This window comes from Mycobacterium sp. SMC-16 (genome assembly GCF_046250085.1).
GTDB lineage: Bacteria > Actinomycetota > Actinomycetes > Mycobacteriales > Mycobacteriaceae > Mycobacterium > Mycobacterium phocaicum.
Genome location: NZ_CP176427.1, coordinates 3,667,475 through 3,685,168, shown reverse-complemented (window position 1 = coordinate 3,685,168; position 17,694 = coordinate 3,667,475). Strand labels below are relative to the sequence as shown.

Below are 17,694 nucleotides of genomic sequence, written 5' to 3'. Positions count from 1 at the left end.
CCGAACCGGCACGGAAGGACGACGACGCGTTATGACTTCGGGGACCGTGCTCGACTCCATCATCGAGGGAGTTCGCGCTGATGTTGCCGCCCGCGAAGCCGCGCTGAGTCTGACCGAGGTCAAGGAGCGGGCCAAGAAGGCGCCGACGGCCAAGGATGCTCTCGCCGCGCTGCGGGAGCCGGGCATCGGCGTCATCGCCGAGGTGAAGCGGGCGAGCCCCAGCAAGGGGGCGTTGGCGCAGATCGACGATCCCGCCAAGCTGGCCAAGGCCTACGAGTCCGGCGGCGCGCGGGTGATCAGTGTGCTGACCGAGGAGCGTCGCTTCAACGGTTCGCTGGCGGACCTGGATGCCGTGCGTGCCGCGGTGTCGATTCCGGTGCTGCGCAAGGACTTCATCGTCACGCCGTACCAGATTCACGAGGCCCGGGCCCACGGCGCCGACATGCTGCTGCTGATCGTGGCCGCGTTGGAGCAGTCGGTGCTGACCTCGATGATCGACCGGACCGAGTCGCTCGGGATGACCCCGCTGGTCGAGGTGCACACCGAAGAGGAAGCGGACCGGGCCATCCAGGCCGGTGCCAAGGTCATCGGCGTCAACGCCCGGGACCTCAAGACCCTCGAGGTCGACCGCGACTGCTTCGGCCGCATCGCGCCAGGCCTGCCGAGCAACATCATCCGGATCGCCGAGTCGGGGGTGCGTGGCACCGCCGACCTGCTGGCCTACGCCGGTGCCGGCGCCGACGCCGTCCTGGTCGGCGAGGGCCTGGTGACAAGTGGCGATCCGCGGAGCGCCGTCGCCGACCTGGTAACTGCCGGCACGCACCCGTCCTGCCCGAAACCAGCCCGCTGAATTGCGGGCTCCTGCGCGAAGAAGCAGCCCGAGTTCTTATGTCTGATCGCACTGGTACCGAATTGCCGCGGATGAGCGCGGCGGTCGCCGAAGCCACAAGCCACGACCCCGACGCCAAGGGGCACTTCGGTGCCTACGGCGGCCGGCTGGTGCCCGAGGCTCTGATGGCCGTCATCGACGAAGTCACCGCGGCCTACGACAAGGTCCGCACCGACCAGACGTTCCTCGACGAGCTCGATCGGCTGCAGCAGCACTACACCGGCCGGCCGTCGCCGCTGTACGAAGCGACGCGACTGTCCGAACACGCCGGCGGCGCGCGGCTGTTCCTCAAACGAGAAGACCTGAACCACACCGGTTCTCACAAGATCAACAACGTGCTCGGGCAGGCGCTGCTGGCCAAGCGCATGGGCAAGACCCGCGTCATCGCCGAGACCGGCGCCGGCCAGCACGGCGTCGCCACCGCGACGGCCTGCGCGCTGCTCGGCCTGGAGTGCGTCGTCTACATGGGTGCGGTCGACACCGCCCGGCAGGCGCTGAACGTGGCCCGGATGCGGCTGCTCGGTGGCACCGTGGTGTCGGTCGAGGCCGGTTCGGCGACCCTCAAGGACGCCATCAACGAAGCCTTCCGCGACTGGGTCACCAACGCGGACGACACCTACTACTGCTTCGGCACCGCGGCCGGACCGCACCCGTTCCCCGTCATGGTGCGCGATTTCCAGCGCGTCATCGGTTTGGAAGCGCGGGTCCAGATACAGCAGCAGGCCGGCCGGCTGCCCGACGCGGTCACGGCATGCGTCGGCGGCGGATCGAACGCCATCGGCGTCTTCCACGCCTTCATCGACGATCCGGGTGTGCGCCTGGTCGGTTTTGAAGCGGCCGGCGACGGAGTCGAAACCGGAAGGCACGCAGCCACTTTCACCGGCGGATCGCCAGGCGCGTTCCAGGGCTCGTTCTCGTACCTGCTGCAGGACGAGGACGGCCAGACCATCGAATCGCATTCCATCTCAGCCGGTTTGGACTACCCGGGCGTCGGTCCGGAACATGCGTACCTCAAGGACGTCGGCCGCGCCGAGTACCGGCCGGTGACGGACACCGAGGCCATGGAAGCGTTCGGCCTGCTGTGCCGCACCGAGGGCATCATCCCGGCGATCGAATCGGCGCACGCCGTCGCGGGCGCGCTGAAACTCGGCAGCGAACTGGGGTCGGGTTCGGTGATCGTCGTGAACCTGTCCGGCCGCGGCGACAAGGACGTCGAGACCGCCGCGAAATGGTTCGGTCTACTGGACGGTGAGACTGGGGAAGCGTCATGAGCCGACTGGCTGGATTGTTCGAATCGTGCCGGGCCGAAGGGCGTTCGGCGCTGATCGGGTACCTGCCGACCGGCTACCCGGACGTGCAGACCTCGATCGACGCGATGGTCGCGATGACCGAATCCGGTTGCGACATAATCGAAGTCGGCGTCGCCTACTCCGACCCGGGCATGGACGGGCCGGTTATCGCCGCCGCCACCAACACCGCCCTGCAGGGTGGGGTGCGGGTCCGCGACGCGCTGAAGGCCGTCGAGGCCATCAGCAACGCCGGCGGGCACGCCGTCGTCATGACCTACTGGAATCCGGTGTTGCGTTGGGGCGTCGACGCTTTCGCGCGTGACCTGGCGTCGGCGGGCGGGCTCGGACTGATCACGCCCGACCTCATCCCCGACGAGGCCGACGAATGGTTCGGCGTCTCCGACGCCCACAACCTCGACCGCATCTTCCTTGTGGCACCGTCGTCCACCCCGGAGCGGCTGGCCGCCACGGCGGCGGCCTCGCGCGGGTTCGTCTACGCCGCCTCGACCATGGGCGTCACCGGTGCGCGCGACGCGGTGTCGAACATGGCGCCCGAGTTGGTGTCCCGGGTGCGTGCCGTGTCGGACATCCCGGTGGGTGTCGGCCTCGGTGTGCGGTCGCGGGAACAGGCCGCGGAGATAGCGGCCTACGCCGACGGCGTCATCGTCGGCTCGGCGTTGGTATCTGCGCTCGGCGACGGCGGTATCCCCGCGGTACGAGCATTGTCCGAAGAACTGGCCCACGGAGTACGACAGAAAGTTTCCGCGTGACCACATCGTTGCTGGCATACATCCCGAGTCCGGCCCAGGGCGTCTGGCACTTGGGGCCAGTACCGATCCGGGCCTACGCGCTCTGCATCATCACCGGCATCATCGCCGCGCTGATCATCGGCGATCGCCGCTGGGTCGCGCGCGGTGGTGAGGCGGGCGTCATCTACGACATCGCACTGTGGACGGTGCCGTTCGGCCTCATCGGTGGCCGGCTGTACCACCTGATGACCGACTGGCGGACGTACTTCGCCGAGGGCGGCGCCGGCATCGGTGCGGCCGTGCGGATCTGGGATGGCGGCCTCGGCATCTGGGGCGCGGTCGCGCTCGGTGGCGTCGGCGCCTGGATCGGCTGCCGCCGACACGGAATCCCGTTGCCCGCGTTCGGCGACGCCATCGCGCCCGGCATCATCCTGGCCCAGGCCATCGGCCGGCTGGGCAACTACTTCAACCAGGAGCTGTACGGCCGGCCCACGGATCTGCCGTGGGGCCTGCAGATCTTCCAGCGGAGTGACGGCTCCGGTGTGGTGAACCCGCACCTGCTCAACGGCGTCTCGACCGGGCAGGTCTATGAGGTCGTGCATCCGACGTTCCTCTACGAATTGCTGTGGAACCTCGTGGTTTTCTTCTTCCTGCTGTGGGCGGACCGCCGGTTCCGGCTGGGCCACGGCCGGCTGTTCGCGCTGTACGTCGCCGCCTACTGCGTCGGCCGCTTCGGCGTCGAGTTGATGCGCAGCGACACCGCGACGCTGATCGCCGGTATCCGCGTCAACTCGTTCACGTCGACGTTCGTGTTCATCGGTGCCGTGGTCTACATGATGGTCGCGCCGCGGGGCCGTGAGGATCCGGCGACGCTCGGTGGCCGACAGGTCGACGACGCCGGCGACGTTCTCGATTTCGACACCGGAGTTGCCGTGAAGGTGCCCGCGGTCGTCGCCGCCGGTGCTGCTGCCACTGCCGCATCGGGCGGCGATGCCGACGTCGCCGACGAGGCCGACGCCGTCGAGACCCAATCCGACGAACCCGTGGCGCTCGCCGAACAGGCCGCCGATGCCGAGACGGCTGCCGACGAATCCGGTAGTGAGTCAGTCGATTCCGACGAGGTCGAGGAAGCAGACGAGTCCGACGCCGAAGCCGAAGACCTGGATGCCGATGAGGCCGAAGCCGTCGAGGTGGCCGAGGAGTCCGAGGGCACAACGGAGTCCGACGAAGCCGCTGAGGAGGCTGCCGCCGAGACGGACGTTGCCGACGGCGACGACAGCGCTGACGTCGAGGACGCCGCGGAGGCCGAAGAGTCTGCGGAGGCCGAAGAGTCTGCGGAGGCCGTGGATTCTGCGGAAGCCGCTGACGAGGCAGAAGAGGCCGAAGGGACAACGGAATCCGACGCTGACGAGGCCGCCGTCGAGACGGAGGTTGCGGACGCCGACGACAGCGCTGACGTTGAGGACGCCGTGGAGGACGAGGAGTCCGAGGCCGCCGAGGAACCCGAAGCCGAGGAGGCCGCGGAGGTCGAGGCTGTCGACGAGTCCGAAGAGGCAACGGATTCCGAGTCTGCGGAGGCTGAGTCCGAAGACGCCGAGGCCGAAGAGGCTGAGGCCGAGAACGCTGAGGCCGAAGACGCTGACGCCGAAGCCGCAGAAGACGATGCCGACGCTGAACCGGCTGAAGCACCCGCGCCGAAGGGCGACGCCACCGAAAGGGTTGAGCCCGTTGGGGTTCCCGTTTGGGAGCCGCCCGCCCCGCGTCGTCGTTGGTGGCGCCGACAGGGCTGAGTCTGGCCTACGAGGCCGCGAATGTGCGGGCAGACCACGGATCCCGCAAGGAGCACGCACTGCGCGCACGCTCGGCGGCCCTTGTCGTTGAGCCTGAATCCTGGGCGCTGAAGTGTGAGTGGCGCAGGCCGTGGTTGCAGGGTGAACGCGGCGTGGGGGGTCTTTGGCGTCGACCCTGAATCCAGGGCGCTGAAGTGTGAGTGGCGCGTGCCGTGGTTGCAGGGTGAACGCGGTCGAGCGGGCCGTTGTCGTCGACCCTGAATCCTGGGCGCAGAAGTACGAGTGGCGCAGGCCGTGGTTGCAGGGTGAACGCGGCGTTGGGGGTCTTTGGCGTTGAGCCTGAATCCTGGGCGCTGAAGTGTGAGTGGCGCAGGCCGTGGTTGCAGGGTGAACGCGGCGTGGGGGGTCTTTGGCGTTGAGCCTGAATCCTGGGCGCTGAAGTGTGAGTGGCGCAGGCCGTGGTTGCAGGGTGAACGCGGTCGAGCGGGCCGTTGTCGTTGAGCCTGAATCCTGGGCGCAGAAGTACGAGTGGCAAAGGCCGTGGTTGCAGCGTCGATGCATAGCGGGAAGCCCTCGTCGCTGACCCTGCACTGAGGGCGTGACACCAGGACCGTAGGCGCAGGGCCACCGCGGCCTCAGATTCCGCCCACGGCAAAAGTGCGCACAAGCTGCACTTTCATGCGAACGGTATGTTCCTCACTCGCCGGTCCTGATCGGTTGTGCGGTGGTTGGATGTCTCCTGTGGATGACATAGCCGACGGAGTGCAGTTGCAGCAGTCTCGGCAGGACCGCATCCTCAATGCGGCGCTGAACGTGTTTGCGCAGCGGGGCACGTCCGATGCGACGTTGCAGATGGTGGCCGATACCGCGGGTGTTTCAGTCGGGTTGGTGCAGCACCATTTCGGCACCAAGGACGGTTTGATCAAGGCCGTCGACGATGTGGCGATGAAACTCATCAGCTCGACCATGTTCGCTGCGCTGGAAAGTCCGGGGCCCGACTCGGTTGCCGCGATCGGCCGGGCGGTGCACGGCCTGCTCACCGACCACCTGGTGGTGATGGACTATCTGGGCCGGGCGGTGGCTTCTGAAACCCCAAGCGGTATTGGCATTCCCCCAAGACTGTGGAGGCATCAGCTATAAGGAGTAGCGATGTCAGAGAAACGGAAGAAGTACGACCGGGAGTTCCGTGAGGGAGCGGTTCGGATCGTCGAGGAGACGGGGAAGCCCATCGCCCAGGTCGCGCGTGATCTGGGGGTCAACGAGGGCACGCTGGGAAATTGGGTGACTCGTGCCCGTGAGGCTCGCGAAGGCCGCGGCGATGTGACCCGCGATGACCTCGAGGAACTCAAACGCCTTCGCAGCGAGGTCGCCGAGTTGCGGATGGAGCGTGATGTCCTCAAGCGATCCGTGGTCCTGTGGGTGAAGGAGGCGACGAAGTGAGCGTGGCACGCTTCATCGCCGACCAGAGGGCCAAATACCGAGTGCCGCATGCGTTTACGTGCGTTCTATTGGGTGTCAGTGTGTCGTGGTTCTACAAGTGGATCACCCGTGCTGACAATACCGATGGGGTGCATACCGACACCGATCGGCGTCGCGCGCAGTTGGATGCGGCGGTCGCCACGGCGTTCGTCAAGGCCAAGGGGCTGCATGGTTCGCCGCGGCTGATCGCCGACCTGCGTGATTTGGGTTGGGAGGTGTCGGAGAAGACGGTGGCCGACTCGATGCGCCGCCAGGGTTTGGTGGCGCGCCGCATCAAGCGCCGTAATGGGCTCACCAAGCAGGACAAGACGGCACCGAAGTTCCCTGACCTGGTCAAACGGGACTTCACCGCGGCTGCGCCGAACCGCAAATGGGTCGGTGACATGACCGAGATTCCCACCGAGTCCGGGCGGAAACTGTATCTGGCGACCGTGATCGACCTCTATAGCCGCCGGTTGCTGGGGGCGGCCATGGGCCTGCATCCGGATGCCGATTTGGCGTGTGCGGCGATCAAAATGGCTGTGGCCGCGCGCGGTGGCCGCCAGGCGATCTGGCGGGATGAGGAGTCCGAACGGGTCATATTCCATACCGACCGCGGTAGCACCTACACCGCGAATTCGTTCACCAAGTTGTGCCGGCAGTTGGGAATTCGGCAGTCGATGGGCCGGGTCGGCTCGTGTTTCGATAATGCTGCCGCGGAGGCGTTCTTCTCCTCGTTGGAATGGGAAGTGCTGTCCCGCAATCATTTCCGTGATACCATCCACGCGCAGGCTGTGGTTATCGACTGGTGCTACACCTTCTACAATCACCAACGCCGGCACAGTGCCGCCGACGGGCTCTCACCCGTCAACTACGAGATCAGGGAATCCAAGACCAAGCCGGAGGCGGCATAGGAAACCCTCCACGATTTCGGGGGAACCACAGTATCGCAATATTCGACGCTATGGCGCGGATCGGCATCGACCGGTGGCAGCGCATGATCGACACCGGGGACGCCGCCGAGGGGCTCGACGCGGTCTGGGCCGGGCTGAATCCGTTGGTGCTGACTCTGGGCTCGGTCATCTTGCGCCGGCACCTCGACCGGCACCTGCCGGCGTCGTTCACCTCTGACCCCGAGTTGGCCAGGTGGGAAGAGTCCGTCAACGAGCTGATCCGGCACGGTCAGTTGCGCCAATAACTCCCGCTGCGTTTGCCCGAACCGTTACAATACGGCAATATTGTCGCTGATTCGCGGCGAACGTCGGTGTCGAGGGGTCACCGACGTTCGTGCGCCATCAGAGCCTCTTGAGCCGTCGGACGATCTGGTTGAACGGCTGGATCGAGGCCAGGCCTTTCCGCAGGTTGCGCTGCATGACGCTGATGTTCACCACCACCATGTAGCGGACGCCGCAGTCACGCCACAGCGCTGCCTGCTCGACGACCTCGTCTGGCGTGCCATTGAGGACAATTTCCCGCATCAGTGAGGGCGGGACTGCAGCCACGTGGGACAGTGCCGTTTCCTCGTCCATGCCATGCGGCAGGATGTCCTGCGCGCCGGCGAAGCCGGGCCCCAGTGGATGTTCGGCGCCGTGGCGGCCGAACACCTCGTCGCTGGCGTTGAGCGCCACTGACTTCACCATCTCGGATTCGAGCGCCGCATCGACGTCGTCCCTGGTTCGGCCGGTCACGACGAATATCATGAGGGCCGGGAGGATGGCGATCGGATCGCGTCCGGCGTCCGACGCCGCGGTCCGGACGACCTCCAGTCGTTGGGCGAAGTCTTTCGGCCGATGCGCGAACCCCGGAAAATAGGCGTCACCGTAGCGACCCGCGGCCCGCAACATCCGTGGACCATGTGCCGCGACCCAAATCTCAGGCCACCTGCCTTTATATGGCGGTAGCGCGAAAAGCGCGTTGCGCAAAGGGAAATATGGCGAATCGCGGTTGACCAGTTCGCCGCCCGAATCCCAGAGCGCGCGGATGGTGGCCATCGCTTCCTCGAACCGCGCGACGGGTTTGGACCAGTCGACTCCGTAGGGTTCGTTGCCTTCTCGCTCGCCGGGGCCGATGCCGAGGATCGCCCGTCCCCGCGTCAGTAGGTGCAGTGTCGCCGCGGCTTGTGCGGTGACCGCCGGGTTGCGCCGGCCCGTATCGGTCACCCCTACGCCCAGTCGCATCCGACCGACTCGATTGCGAGCTGCGATGTGCCCCAACATGGTCCACGGTTCCATGGTGGCGTCCAGCGTCGGGACAACTCTGGTGGAGCCGCAATACTCCGGTTTCCACAACGAGCGCGGGAACAGTTGGTTGAGGTGGTCCGGCACCCAGAAGGAGTCGGCGCGATTCGCCACCGCACCGAGGTAGCTGGCTCGGGTGAACGTATCGGCTGCTGGGCGAGCCGCGATGATGGGATCGGCGACGCCGACGCGAAATCCGGTCTTGCTTCCCATGCTGCTCCTCGAGTGGCCTCGTTCGGAGTCGGTCCTTTCCACTGTCCGGTGCGAGGTCTCCCTGAGCATCAGCCGAACGGCGTAAATCGGCGATCGGCGTCGTCGCCGGGCATCATGGACGCATGACGTCAGCCGCCAGGGTCGCGCGTGTGGCGGGAGTAGCCGGCACCGGGGCCGTGGCGGTGGCGACTCTGACGTATATCGGCGTCGCCGACCCGCATCGCCCCGGATTCGGGTTTCCGCCGTGTCCGTTCAAGGCCCTCACCGGCTGGAACTGTCCACTGTGCGGCGGGCTGCGGATGACCCACGACGTCTTGCACGGTGACTTGTCAGCAGCCGTCGTCGACAACGTCTTCGCGCTCGTGGGGTTGCCGCTGCTGACCGTCTGGCTCGTGGTGTGCTGGAGACGGCGGCTGTCGGTGGCGCCGCCGTTGGTGACCGCACTGGTGGCGATGGTGTTGTGGACGGTGGTCCGCAATCTGCCGGGATTTCCGTTGGTGCCGACGTTCACGCAGTCCTAGCGCCGCTGAGCTGGGGACACCACGAGGCAACTCGCTGTTCGGCTGATGTTGAGATGCCGACAGCGCTCCCGGCAAGCCGTTATCTGAATCGATCCACTATGCTCATGCACCGTGAATAGGCGCGGAAAAATCGTCTGTACGCTCGGCCCGGCTACGTCTACCGACGCAACCGTGCTGGCGCTGGTCGAAGCTGGAATGGATGTGGCGCGGCTGAACTTCAGCCATGGTGCGCACGCCGATCATGAGACGGCGTACAAGCGCGTGCGAGCGGCGTCCGATGCCGCCGGCCGCGCGGTCGGCATTCTCGCCGACCTGCAGGGCCCCAAGATCCGGCTCGGTCGCTTCGCCGACGGCCCCACCGAGTGGCGCACCGGCGAAACGGTGCGGATCACCGTCGACGACTGCGACGGCAGCCACGACCGCGTGTCGACCACCTACAAGCAGCTGGCCGAAGACGCCCGCGCCGGTGACCGGCTGCTCGTCGACGACGGCAAGGTCGGCCTCGTGGTCGACAAGATCGACGGCAACGATGTCGTCTGCACCGTCACCGAGGGCGGCCCGGTCAGCAACAACAAGGGCCTGTCCCTGCCGGGGATGAACGTGTCCGTTCCGGCGTTGTCCGAGAAGGACATCGACGATCTGAAGTTCGCGCTGAAGCTCGGCGTAGACCTGATCGCGCTGTCGTTCGTCCGGTCACCGGCCGACATCGAACTCGTGCATGAGGTGATGGACGAGGTGGGCCGCCGGGTGCCGGTGATCGCCAAGCTGGAGAAGCCCGAAGCCGTCGACAACCTCGAGGCCATCGTGCTGGCCTTCGACGCGATCATGGTCGCCCGTGGTGACCTGGGCGTCGAGCTGCCGCTCGAGGAAGTGCCGCTGGTGCAGAAGCGCGCCATCCAGATGGCCAGGGAGAACGCCAAACCGGTCATCGTCGCCACCCAGATGCTGGAGTCGATGATCGAGAACTCCCGGCCCACCCGGGCCGAGGCCTCGGACGTCGCCAACGCGATTCTCGACGGCGCCGACGCCGTGATGCTCTCCGGTGAGACCTCGGTCGGCAAGTACCCGCTCGAGGCCGTGCGGACCATGGCTCGGATCGTGAAAGCTGTCGAGGCGAATTCCACCGACGCACCTCCGCTGACCCATGTGCCGCGCACCAAGCGTGGCGTCATCTCCTACGCGGCCCGTGACATCGGTGAGCGCCTGGATGCCAAGGCGCTGGTCGCCTTCACCCAGTCGGGCGACACTGTGCGCCGGCTGTCCCGCCTGCACACACCGCTGCCGCTGCTGGCGTTCACCGACCTGCCGGAGGTGCGCAGCCAGCTGGCGCTGACCTGGGGGACCGAGACGTTCATCGTCCCGCAGATGGACAGCACCGACGGCATGATCCAGGAGGTCGACAAGGCGCTGCTGGAGCTCGACCGCTACAAGCGCGGTGACCTGGTGGTCATCGTCGCGGGCGCGCCGCCGGGCACAGTAGGCTCGACCAACCTGATCCACGTGCACCGGATCGGGGAGGAAGACCACTGAGCCGGGGGTAGCGCGTGACGACTGCGGATTTCGAGGAACTGCTCAAGGTTCTCGACGTCACCCAGGTCGACGACGACACCTTCACCGGTGGTCATCCGAGCCGGAACCCGGTTCGCACCTTCGGTGGTCAGATGATGGCGCAGGCGTTCGTCGCCGCCAGCCGTACCGTGCCGCCCAAGCTGCCGCCGACGACGCTGTCGACGCACTTCATCGCCGGTGGCGACCCGGAGCGCGACCTCGAGTTCAAGGTGGTCCGGCTGCGCGACGAACGTCGCTTCGCGAACCGCCGCGTCGACGTCATGCAGGGCGACACGCTGTTGGCGACGGCGCTGGTGTCCCATCTGGCGGGTGGGCGCAGCCTCGAGCACTCGGTCAAGGCGCCGGTGGTGCCGGATCCGTTGTCGCTGCCCACGATCGACGACCTGCTGAAGGGCTACGAGGAGACCGTTCCGCTGTTCGTCGAGGCACTCAAGCCCATCGAATGGCGCTACACCAATGACCCGGCCTGGGTGATGCGGGACAAGGGTGGCAAGCTCGACCACAACCGCGTGTGGCTCAAGACCATGGGCGCCATGCCCGACGACCCGGTGCTGCACGCCGCGGCGCTGGTCTACTCGTCGGACACGACGCTGCTCGACTCGATCATCACCACCCACGGGCTGTCATGGGGGCACGACCGGATTTTCGCGGTGACCATGAACCACACCGTGTGGTTTCACCAGCCCATCAAATTCGACGAGTGGGTGCTGTATTCGACGACGTCGCCGGTGGCCGCGGACTCCCGGGGCCTGGCATCCGGCCATTTCTTCGATCGCGCCGGTCAGGTGCTGGCGACGGTTACCCAGGAAGGCATCGTCAAACACTTTCCGGGCTAACGGTTTTGGGGTCGGCTCAGTCGACCTTTACGCCGAATTCCTTCTCGATACGGCCGCGGAAGTCCTGGACACAGGTGCTCTGTGCGTTCTGGTCCTGCCCGGCGCGCGTCATGCAGTCGGTGTAGTCGCTGAAACCGACCTGGCGGTAGAAGCCGATCACGACGAACACGAACACCACCGCGAGCACGGTCGCCAGCGCGCCGAGCACGATGCCCGCGCCGGCCACCACGCCGTTGTCGGCGAGTCCCTGCTTGACCCGGCCGCGGCCGAGGATGCCGCACGCGACGGCACCCAGCCCGAACAGCAGCCCACCGATCACCGACCACGAGGTCAGCAGTCCCACGATGCCCAGAACCAGCGCGGCGGTCCCCATACCGTTGCGCGGAGTCGACGTGTACGCCCCGTACCCCTGGTCGGCGTACGGCGGTGGTGGCGGCGGCGGATACCCGCCACCGGGATACATGCTCATGACTGCGCAGGGTACCCGTCGTTGCTGGAATCGAGGTTCAGCACCGTGCAGGGCACGTCCGGCGGCAGCTGGTGCGTGGCCACGACCACCGCGCGGTCGGCGCCGAACATCGTGCCCGGAGTGAGGAGTTCGGCGAGCAAGCGGTGACTGTCCGCCGCATCGAGGTGCTCGGTCGGTTCGTCGAGGAGCACGACGGGGAAGTCGGTCAGTAGGGCGCGAGCAAGCAGCAGTCGGCGCCGCTGGCCGGCGGAGACGGCGGCGGCCCCACCGGAGAGCAGGGTGGACAACCCGTCCGGCAGCGTCCCCAGCCAGGGGGCCAGGCCGACCCGTGTCAGGGCGGCGGTGAGTTCGCCGTCGGTGGCGTCGCCGCGGGCCACCAGGAGGTTGTCGCGCAGCGTGGTGTCGAACAGGTGCGCATCCTCGGCGAAAAACCCTGCCGGTGAATCGGTTTCGTTGAAGCGGTCGGCGGTGGACAGCAGCAGGGTCGTCTTGCCTCGGCCGCTGGCGCCCAGCACGGCGACCCGGTCTCCGGGTGCGACCTGTAGCGGCGGGACGGCCATGACCACCCGGTCGTCGGGGTGCTCGGCCAGCATTGCGGTGAGCCGCGCGATGGCGATGCGGGCCCGGGTCAACTGCACCGCCGCGCCCGGCAGCGCGCCGGTGGCCTCGAACGCCGACAGCGGCAGCAGCATGAGGATCGCCAATGTCGTGGGAGCGACGGTCGACGTGAGCGAGATGGCGGCGACGATCGCGGCGATGGCGCTGGCGCCGGTGGCCAGGATCGGCACCGCACCGGCCAGGGCAGCGGGCCGCGCGGCACGGTCGGCGGCGTCGCCCCAGCGGCGGTGGTCCGCGGTGGCCTGAGCGATGACACCGCCGAGGCGGCCGGCCACGGCCAGTTCGGCGGCATGGTCGAGCGCCAGCATGACGGCCGCGTCGCGGTCCGAATGGTGTACTGCCGCCAGGTTTTCGGTGGCTTCCGCGGCGCGCGCGGCCTGCCACGGTGCCCAGACTCCGGCGACCACCAGCCCGGCGGCAAGGGCGAGTGCGGCGGCGGGTGAGATGACGGCGATGACGATCACCGTGGCGGTCGACAGCACCGTCGCGACGGCGACGGGCAGCACCGACCGCACCAGGGTTTCGGCCAGGTCGTCGACGGAAGCGCCTGCGCGCGAGACCAATTCACCGCTGCTCAGCCGCAGCACCGTCGCCGGTGGCGCCGCGGACAGCCGCCCGTACAGCTCGGTGCGGGCCCGGCCGGCGGCGCGCAGCGCCACGTCGTGCGATGCCAGGCGCTCGCAATAGCCCAGCACCCCACGGGAAATGCCGAACAGCCGCACCGCCACCACCGCGACCGACAGCTGCAGGATCGGCGGTTGCTGCCAGGCCCGGGTGATCAGCCACGCCGACACCCCGGCCAGGGCGAGGGCGCTGCCGAGTGCCGCGGAACCGAGGAAGACGGCCAGCGCCAGGCGGGGGAGCCGGGGCCGGAGCAGGTCGATCGCGAATCTAACTGTGGACACGGGAAGCACCTCCCGCCCGGACGATCTCATCACCGATGGCCAGCACGGCGTCACGGTGTCCGACGACGATGACGGTCGCGCCGGCCGCGGCGCGGGTTCGGATCGCCTGGAGGACCCGGGTTTCCAGCTCGGCATTCAGATGTGAGGTCGGTTCGTCGAGCAGCAGCACCGGGCTCGGCCGGCCGAGTACCCGCGCCAGCGCGAGGCGCTGCCGCTGACCCAGCGACAGCCCGGAGCCGCCGCGGCCCAGCACGGTGTCCAGCCCGGCGGGCAAGGTGGCCAGCACCTCGTCGAATCCCGATGCGCGGCAAGCCCCGTCGAGGTCGGGGAGGGTGCCGAGCAACTCCAGGTTCTCCCGCACCGTCCCCGGGATGAGGGCGGGCCGTTGCGGCAGCCAGCCGATCTGGTGCCACCAGTGCTGCCGGTCCAGGGCGCCGATGTCGCAGCGCTGTTCGTCGTCGCCGACCCGCACGCGGCCGGCGTCAGGCACCGTCAGCCCCAGAATTGCTTGCAGCGCGGTGCTTTTCCCGCTGCCGTTGGGGCCGGTCAGAACCGTCACCGAGCCGGGCGTGGCCCGCAGCGTCAGATCGTGCGGCGCCGGCCCGTCCCGGCCGTCGATGCTCACGTGCTCCAGTTCGATGGTCGGCCGTACCCCGATCTGTGCGCTGCCCGGTTCCGGTTGCCCGGCGTCCTCGAGCAGCCGGTAGGCGTGCCCGAACGCGACCTTGCCGTCCTGTGCGGCATGGAATTCGACGCCGACGCGGCGCAGTGGCCAGAACACCTCGGGCGCCAGGAGCAGCACCGTCAGCGCGACCGGCAGGGTGACCCCGCCGCTGACCAGTCGCAGCCCGACACCGACGGCGACCAGCGCCACCCCGAGCGTCGCCAGCAGTTCGAGGACGAGCGCCGACAGGAACGCGATGCGCAACGTCGCCAGGGCCGAATGCCGGTGGGCGTCGGACAGTTCGGTGATGTGCGGCGCGGCGCCCTCGGCGCGGCCGAGGGCCCGCAGCGTCGGGATACCCGCGATCAGGTCGAGCAGACGCGACTGCAGCGTGGCCATGGCGGCCAGCGCGGCCGCCGACCGCTCGGTCGTCATGACACCGATCAGCACCATGAACAGCGGGATGAGAGGCAGCGCGATCAGCACGACGAGGGCGGATTTCACGTCGTACCAGGCGATCACGATGACGGCCGCCGGGGTCAGCAGCACGGACATCACGACGGCCGGCAGGTATCGGGTGAAGTACGGTCGCAGCCCGTCGAGTCCGCGGGTCAGCAGGATCGCGGCCTCGTCGTGCACCGCCTGCCGACGTTGCGGCGGCAGCGCGGTGACGGCGGTGAGAACCTGTGCGTCGAGGTCGGCGATCATGGCTGTGGCGCCGTGCTGGCTGAGCCTGGCCTGCCACCACTGGGCGCCGGCACGCAGCGACCAGAGCCCGGCGAGCATGAACAGCTGGGGTATCCAGTGCGACAGCGGTGCCCGGGTGGTGATGACCCCGGCCACGACCTGTGCGGTCATCACCGCTGCGGCGAGCGCCGCCGCGGTGATGACCACGCCACTGCCGACCGTGGCCGCCAGGTGCCGCCGCAGACCGGCGGTCATGCGGGGGCTGGCCGACGATCGGGTCAGTGCGATCCGCCGTTTCGGGACAACCCGATGGATGCCGGGATGTGCGCGGCCGAAATCCGTTGCCGGAAAACCCAGTACGTCCAACCCTGGTAGCAGATCACCAACGGGGTGAGCAGCAGCGCGGCCCAGGTCATCACCTTGAGCGTGTACGGCGTCGACGACGCGTTGTGGATGGTCAGGCTCCACGCCGGATCGAGGGTCGAGGGAACGAGATTCGGGTACAGGCAGCTGAACAGCAGGGCGACCACGGCGGCGACGACGATGGCCGTCGCGGCGAACGCCCACCCGTCGGCGCGGCGCGTCCACACCAGCCGGACCGCCGAGAACTGGGCCACCACGGCGACGCCCAGTGCTATCCAGGTGACGTCGTTGCCGTACGCCACCTGTGTCCAGATACCGAACACGGCGACGATCACGGTCACCGGAACGGTCAGGCGGCTGGCGAACCGGCGCGCGGTATCGTGCACGGCCCCTTCGGTTTTGAGTGTCACGAACACCGCGCCGTGGAAGGCGAAGAGGCCGGCCGTGGCGATACCGCCGAGCAGGGAGTACGGGTTCAGCACGTCACCGAAGGACAGCTGTATCTGGTGGTGGGCGTCGACGGGGAGGCCGCGCAGGATGGAGGCGAAGGCCACGCCCCACAGCACGGCCGGCAGCCAGGAACCCATGGCGATGCCGATGTCGGCCCACCGGCGCCACTGCGGATCGTCGATCTTGCCGCGCCATTCGATGGCGCAGACCCGCACGATCATGCCGACCAGGATCGCCAGCAGCGGCAGATAGAGGCCCGAGAACAGCGTCGCGTACATGCCGGGGAACGCCGCGAACATCGCCGCACCCGCGGTGATGATCCAGACCTCGTTGCCGTCCCACACCGGTCCGATGGTGTTGAGCGCGGCGCGGCGGTACTGCTCGGCGTCGCCCTCGTCACCGTCGGCGGCGCGGCCGAAGAACTCCATGAGCATGCCGACACCGAAATCGAACCCCTCCAGGACGAAGAAGCCCAGGAACAGCGCGGCCAGGATGATGAACCAGAGGTGCTGAAGTGCCATGGCTGCTCCTCCTAGTACGCGAACGACAGTGGGGCGACGTCGTCGCTACCGGGTGGGGTGGGCGGCGCCGGTTCGGCATCGTGTTCGAGTGGCCCTTCCAGCGTGTAGCGGCGGATCAGCCAGAACCAGATGACGGCGAGCAGCGCATAGAGCACGGTGAAGGTGATCAGTGAGATCCAGACCGTGCCCGCGCTGTGTGCCGACACGCCCTGCCGGATGGTCAGGTGCAGGTTCGGGTCGCCGGTCGGGTTGGTGGCGACCACCCAGGGCTGCCGGCCCATCTCGGTGAAGACCCAGCCCGCGCTGTTGGCGAGGAACGGCATGGGCAGCGTCACCAGTGCGAACAGGCTCAGCCAGCGTTGCGTGGGGATGCGGCCCTTGCGGGTCAACCACAGCGTGGTGAGCGCGAAAAGCCCTGGGAACGCGAGCAATCCGATCATCATGCGGAACGACCAGTAGGTCACGAACAGGTTGGGCCGGTAGTCACCCGGACCGTACTTGGCTTCGTACGCCTTCTGCAGGTCCTGCACGCCCTCGAGCCGAACACCCTCGAACTTGCTCTCGGCGAGGAACGGCAGCACGTACGGCACCTCGATGACGTGCATGACGCTGTCACAGTTGTTGTGGGTGCCGATCGTCAGCACCGAGAAATCCGGGTCGGTTTCGGTGTGACACAACGATTCTGCCGACGCCATCTTCATGGGCTGCTGGACGAACATCAGCTTGCCCTGGGCGTCCCCGGTGAGCGTGAGCGAGGCGGCCGCGACCAAGGCGACGGAACAGCCCAGCAGGGCCGCGGGGCGGAACATGGTGCGCGATTCCTCGGTGTTGCCGCTGCGCACCATCCACCACGCGCTGATCGCCGCGACGAAGGTGGAGGCCGTCAGGATGGCGCCGCCGACCGTGTGCGTGAACGCCGCGATGCCGGTGTTGTTGGTCAGCAGCTCCCAGATGCTCGTCAGCTCAGCCCGGCCGGTCTCCGGGTTGTAGTGCGCGCCAACGGGATGCTGCATGAACGAGTTGGCCGAGATGATGAAGAACGCCGACGCGTTCACGCCGAACGCGACGATCCAGATACACGCCAGGTGCACCAGGCGGGGCAGCTTGGTCCAGCCGAAGATCCACAGCCCGATGAAGGTGGATTCGAAGAAGAACGCCGCGAGGCCCTCCAGGGCCAGCGGTGCGCCGAAGACGTCGCCGACGAATCGTGAGTACTCACTCCAGTTCATCCCGAACTGGAATTCCTGCACGATGCCCGTGGCCACGCCGAGAGCGAAGTTGATGAGGAACAGCTTGCCGAAGAACTTGGTCAGCCGGTACCAGGCCGGATTGCCCGTCACCACCCAGACGGTCTGCATGACGGCCAGCAGCGGCGCCAGGCCGATGGTCAGCGGGACCAGGATGAAGTGGTAGACGGTGGTGATCCCGAACTGCCACCTCGATACGTCCAGTGCGTCCATTGGGTG

General features: G+C 67.6%; 17 protein-coding genes. 11 read left to right on the top strand and 6 right to left on the bottom strand.

Annotated elements, in window-relative coordinates; translation table 11 throughout:
• Positions 1-31: 31 nt before the first annotated feature.
• The 8 genes from trpC to ACJEIK_RS17810 all read left to right on the top strand — a co-directional run bounded on the left by trpC (position 32) and on the right by ACJEIK_RS17810 (position 7,373).
• The gene (trpC, locus tag ACJEIK_RS17845) at positions 32-850 is read left to right on the top strand and encodes an indole-3-glycerol phosphate synthase TrpC (RefSeq protein ID WP_060999609.1); all 819 of its coding nucleotides are present in this window, start codon (positions 32-34) and stop codon (positions 848-850) included.
• A 38-nt stretch (positions 851-888) separates the two neighbouring features.
• The gene (gene trpB, locus ACJEIK_RS17840) at positions 889-2,160 is read left to right on the top strand and encodes a tryptophan synthase subunit beta (RefSeq protein WP_060999607.1); all 1,272 of its coding nucleotides are present in this window, start codon (positions 889-891) and stop codon (positions 2,158-2,160) included.
• Positions 2,157-2,948, top strand: a complete 792-nt coding sequence (gene trpA, locus ACJEIK_RS17835; protein WP_060999605.1) for a tryptophan synthase subunit alpha — start codon at positions 2,157-2,159, stop codon at positions 2,946-2,948. The genes trpB and trpA overlap by 4 nt, the downstream gene beginning before the upstream one ends.
• A complete protein-coding gene (gene lgt / locus ACJEIK_RS17830; protein ID WP_409430056.1) occupies positions 2,945-4,717 on the top strand; it encodes a prolipoprotein diacylglyceryl transferase in 1,773 nt (590 codons plus the stop codon). The genes trpA and lgt overlap by 4 nt, the downstream gene beginning before the upstream one ends.
• 762 nt (positions 4,718-5,479) lie before the next feature.
• A complete protein-coding gene (locus ACJEIK_RS17825) occupies positions 5,480-5,857 on the top strand; it encodes a TetR/AcrR family transcriptional regulator (protein ID WP_409430055.1) in 378 nt (125 codons plus the stop codon).
• 9 nt (positions 5,858-5,866) lie between these two features.
• Complete coding sequence (locus ACJEIK_RS17820; protein WP_409430054.1) at positions 5,867-6,157, top strand: transposase; 291 nt, start codon at positions 5,867-5,869, stop codon at positions 6,155-6,157.
• Positions 6,154-7,089, top strand: coding sequence for an IS3 family transposase (locus ACJEIK_RS17815; protein WP_409430053.1), 936 nt, complete (start codon positions 6,154-6,156; stop codon positions 7,087-7,089). The genes ACJEIK_RS17820 and ACJEIK_RS17815 overlap by 4 nt, the downstream gene beginning before the upstream one ends.
• 50 nt (positions 7,090-7,139) lie before the next feature.
• Positions 7,140-7,373 carry a hypothetical protein gene (locus ACJEIK_RS17810; protein WP_409430052.1) on the top strand — a complete coding sequence of 78 codons (234 nt, stop codon included), beginning with the start codon at positions 7,140-7,142 and terminating at the stop codon, positions 7,371-7,373.
• A gap of 97 nt (positions 7,374-7,470) precedes the next feature.
• Here the strand turns inward: ACJEIK_RS17810 and ACJEIK_RS17805 are convergent, their stop codons facing one another.
• A complete protein-coding gene (locus tag ACJEIK_RS17805; RefSeq protein WP_406784302.1) occupies positions 7,471-8,625 on the bottom strand; it encodes an LLM class flavin-dependent oxidoreductase in 1,155 nt (384 codons plus the stop codon).
• A gap of 122 nt (positions 8,626-8,747) precedes the next feature.
• Here ACJEIK_RS17805 and ACJEIK_RS17800 point away from each other — a divergent pair, with 122 nt between their 5' ends.
• The 3 genes from ACJEIK_RS17800 (at position 8,748) to ACJEIK_RS17790 (ending at position 11,551) form a co-directional block, all read left to right on the top strand.
• Positions 8,748-9,146: a DUF2752 domain-containing protein gene (locus ACJEIK_RS17800; RefSeq protein WP_061007347.1), complete on the top strand. Its 399-nt coding sequence runs from the start codon at positions 8,748-8,750 to the stop codon at positions 9,144-9,146.
• A 111-nt stretch (positions 9,147-9,257) separates the two neighbouring features.
• Positions 9,258-10,676, top strand: coding sequence for a pyruvate kinase (pyk, locus tag ACJEIK_RS17795; protein ID WP_064859560.1), 1,419 nt, complete (start codon positions 9,258-9,260; stop codon positions 10,674-10,676).
• Positions 10,677-10,690: 14 nt separating this feature from the next.
• On the top strand, positions 10,691-11,551 hold the full coding sequence (locus ACJEIK_RS17790) for an acyl-CoA thioesterase II (protein ID WP_133427729.1): 861 nt from the start codon (positions 10,691-10,693) through the stop codon (positions 11,549-11,551).
• A 16-nt stretch (positions 11,552-11,567) separates the two neighbouring features.
• On the opposite strand, the gene ACJEIK_RS17785 is transcribed toward ACJEIK_RS17790, so the two are convergent.
• The 5 genes from ACJEIK_RS17785 to ACJEIK_RS17765 are packed head-to-tail and all read right to left on the bottom strand — an operon-like array spanning position 11,568 to position 17,688.
• Positions 11,568-12,020 (bottom strand): DUF4190 domain-containing protein, encoded by a 453-nt coding sequence (locus ACJEIK_RS17785; RefSeq protein ID WP_133427728.1) that lies wholly within the window; start codon positions 12,018-12,020, stop codon positions 11,568-11,570.
• Positions 12,017-13,573, bottom strand: coding sequence for an ATP-binding cassette domain-containing protein (locus ACJEIK_RS17780; RefSeq protein ID WP_409431718.1), 1,557 nt, complete (start codon positions 13,571-13,573; stop codon positions 12,017-12,019). The genes ACJEIK_RS17785 and ACJEIK_RS17780 overlap by 4 nt, the downstream gene beginning before the upstream one ends.
• Positions 13,530-15,137 carry a thiol reductant ABC exporter subunit CydD gene (gene cydD / locus ACJEIK_RS17775; protein ID WP_409431717.1) on the bottom strand — a complete coding sequence of 536 codons (1,608 nt, stop codon included), beginning with the start codon at positions 15,135-15,137 and terminating at the stop codon, positions 13,530-13,532. Before cydD ends, ACJEIK_RS17780 begins: the two co-directional genes overlap by 44 nt.
• A 35-nt stretch (positions 15,138-15,172) precedes the next feature.
• The gene (gene cydB / locus ACJEIK_RS17770; protein ID WP_135357898.1) at positions 15,173-16,228 is read right to left on the bottom strand and encodes a cytochrome d ubiquinol oxidase subunit II; all 1,056 of its coding nucleotides are present in this window, start codon (positions 16,226-16,228) and stop codon (positions 15,173-15,175) included.
• An 11-nt stretch (positions 16,229-16,239) separates the two neighbouring features.
• Positions 16,240-17,688 carry a cytochrome ubiquinol oxidase subunit I gene (locus tag ACJEIK_RS17765; protein ID WP_133427724.1) on the bottom strand — a complete coding sequence of 483 codons (1,449 nt, stop codon included), beginning with the start codon at positions 17,686-17,688 and terminating at the stop codon, positions 16,240-16,242.
• Positions 17,689-17,694: the final 6 nt, after the last annotated feature.

What these genes read in the sequence shown, in the direction of transcription:
- trpC (WP_060999609.1), top strand. Translation starts at nt 32, where the DNA reads ATGACTTCGGGGACCGTGCTCGACTCCATCATCGAGGGAGTTCGCGCT.
- trpB (WP_060999607.1), top strand. Translation starts at nt 889, where the DNA reads ATGTCTGATCGCACTGGTACCGAATTGCCGCGGATGAGCGCGGCGGTC.
- trpA (WP_060999605.1), top strand. Translation starts at nt 2,157, where the DNA reads ATGAGCCGACTGGCTGGATTGTTCGAATCGTGCCGGGCCGAAGGGCGT.
- ACJEIK_RS17820 (WP_409430054.1), top strand. Translation starts at nt 5,867, where the DNA reads ATGTCAGAGAAACGGAAGAAGTACGACCGGGAGTTCCGTGAGGGAGCG.
- ACJEIK_RS17810 (WP_409430052.1), top strand. Translation starts at nt 7,140, where the DNA reads ATGGCGCGGATCGGCATCGACCGGTGGCAGCGCATGATCGACACCGGG.
- ACJEIK_RS17805 (WP_406784302.1), bottom strand. Translation starts at nt 8,625, where the DNA reads ATGGGAAGCAAGACCGGATTTCGCGTCGGCGTCGCCGATCCCATCATC.
- ACJEIK_RS17800 (WP_061007347.1), top strand. Translation starts at nt 8,748, where the DNA reads ATGACGTCAGCCGCCAGGGTCGCGCGTGTGGCGGGAGTAGCCGGCACC.
- ACJEIK_RS17785 (WP_133427728.1), bottom strand. Translation starts at nt 12,020, where the DNA reads ATGAGCATGTATCCCGGTGGCGGGTATCCGCCGCCGCCACCACCGCCG.
- ACJEIK_RS17780 (WP_409431718.1), bottom strand. Translation starts at nt 13,573, where the DNA reads ATGAGATCGTCCGGGCGGGAGGTGCTTCCCGTGTCCACAGTTAGATTC.
- cydB (WP_135357898.1), bottom strand. Translation starts at nt 16,228, where the DNA reads ATGGCACTTCAGCACCTCTGGTTCATCATCCTGGCCGCGCTGTTCCTG.
- ACJEIK_RS17765 (WP_133427724.1), bottom strand. Translation starts at nt 17,688, where the DNA reads ATGGACGCACTGGACGTATCGAGGTGGCAGTTCGGGATCACCACCGTC.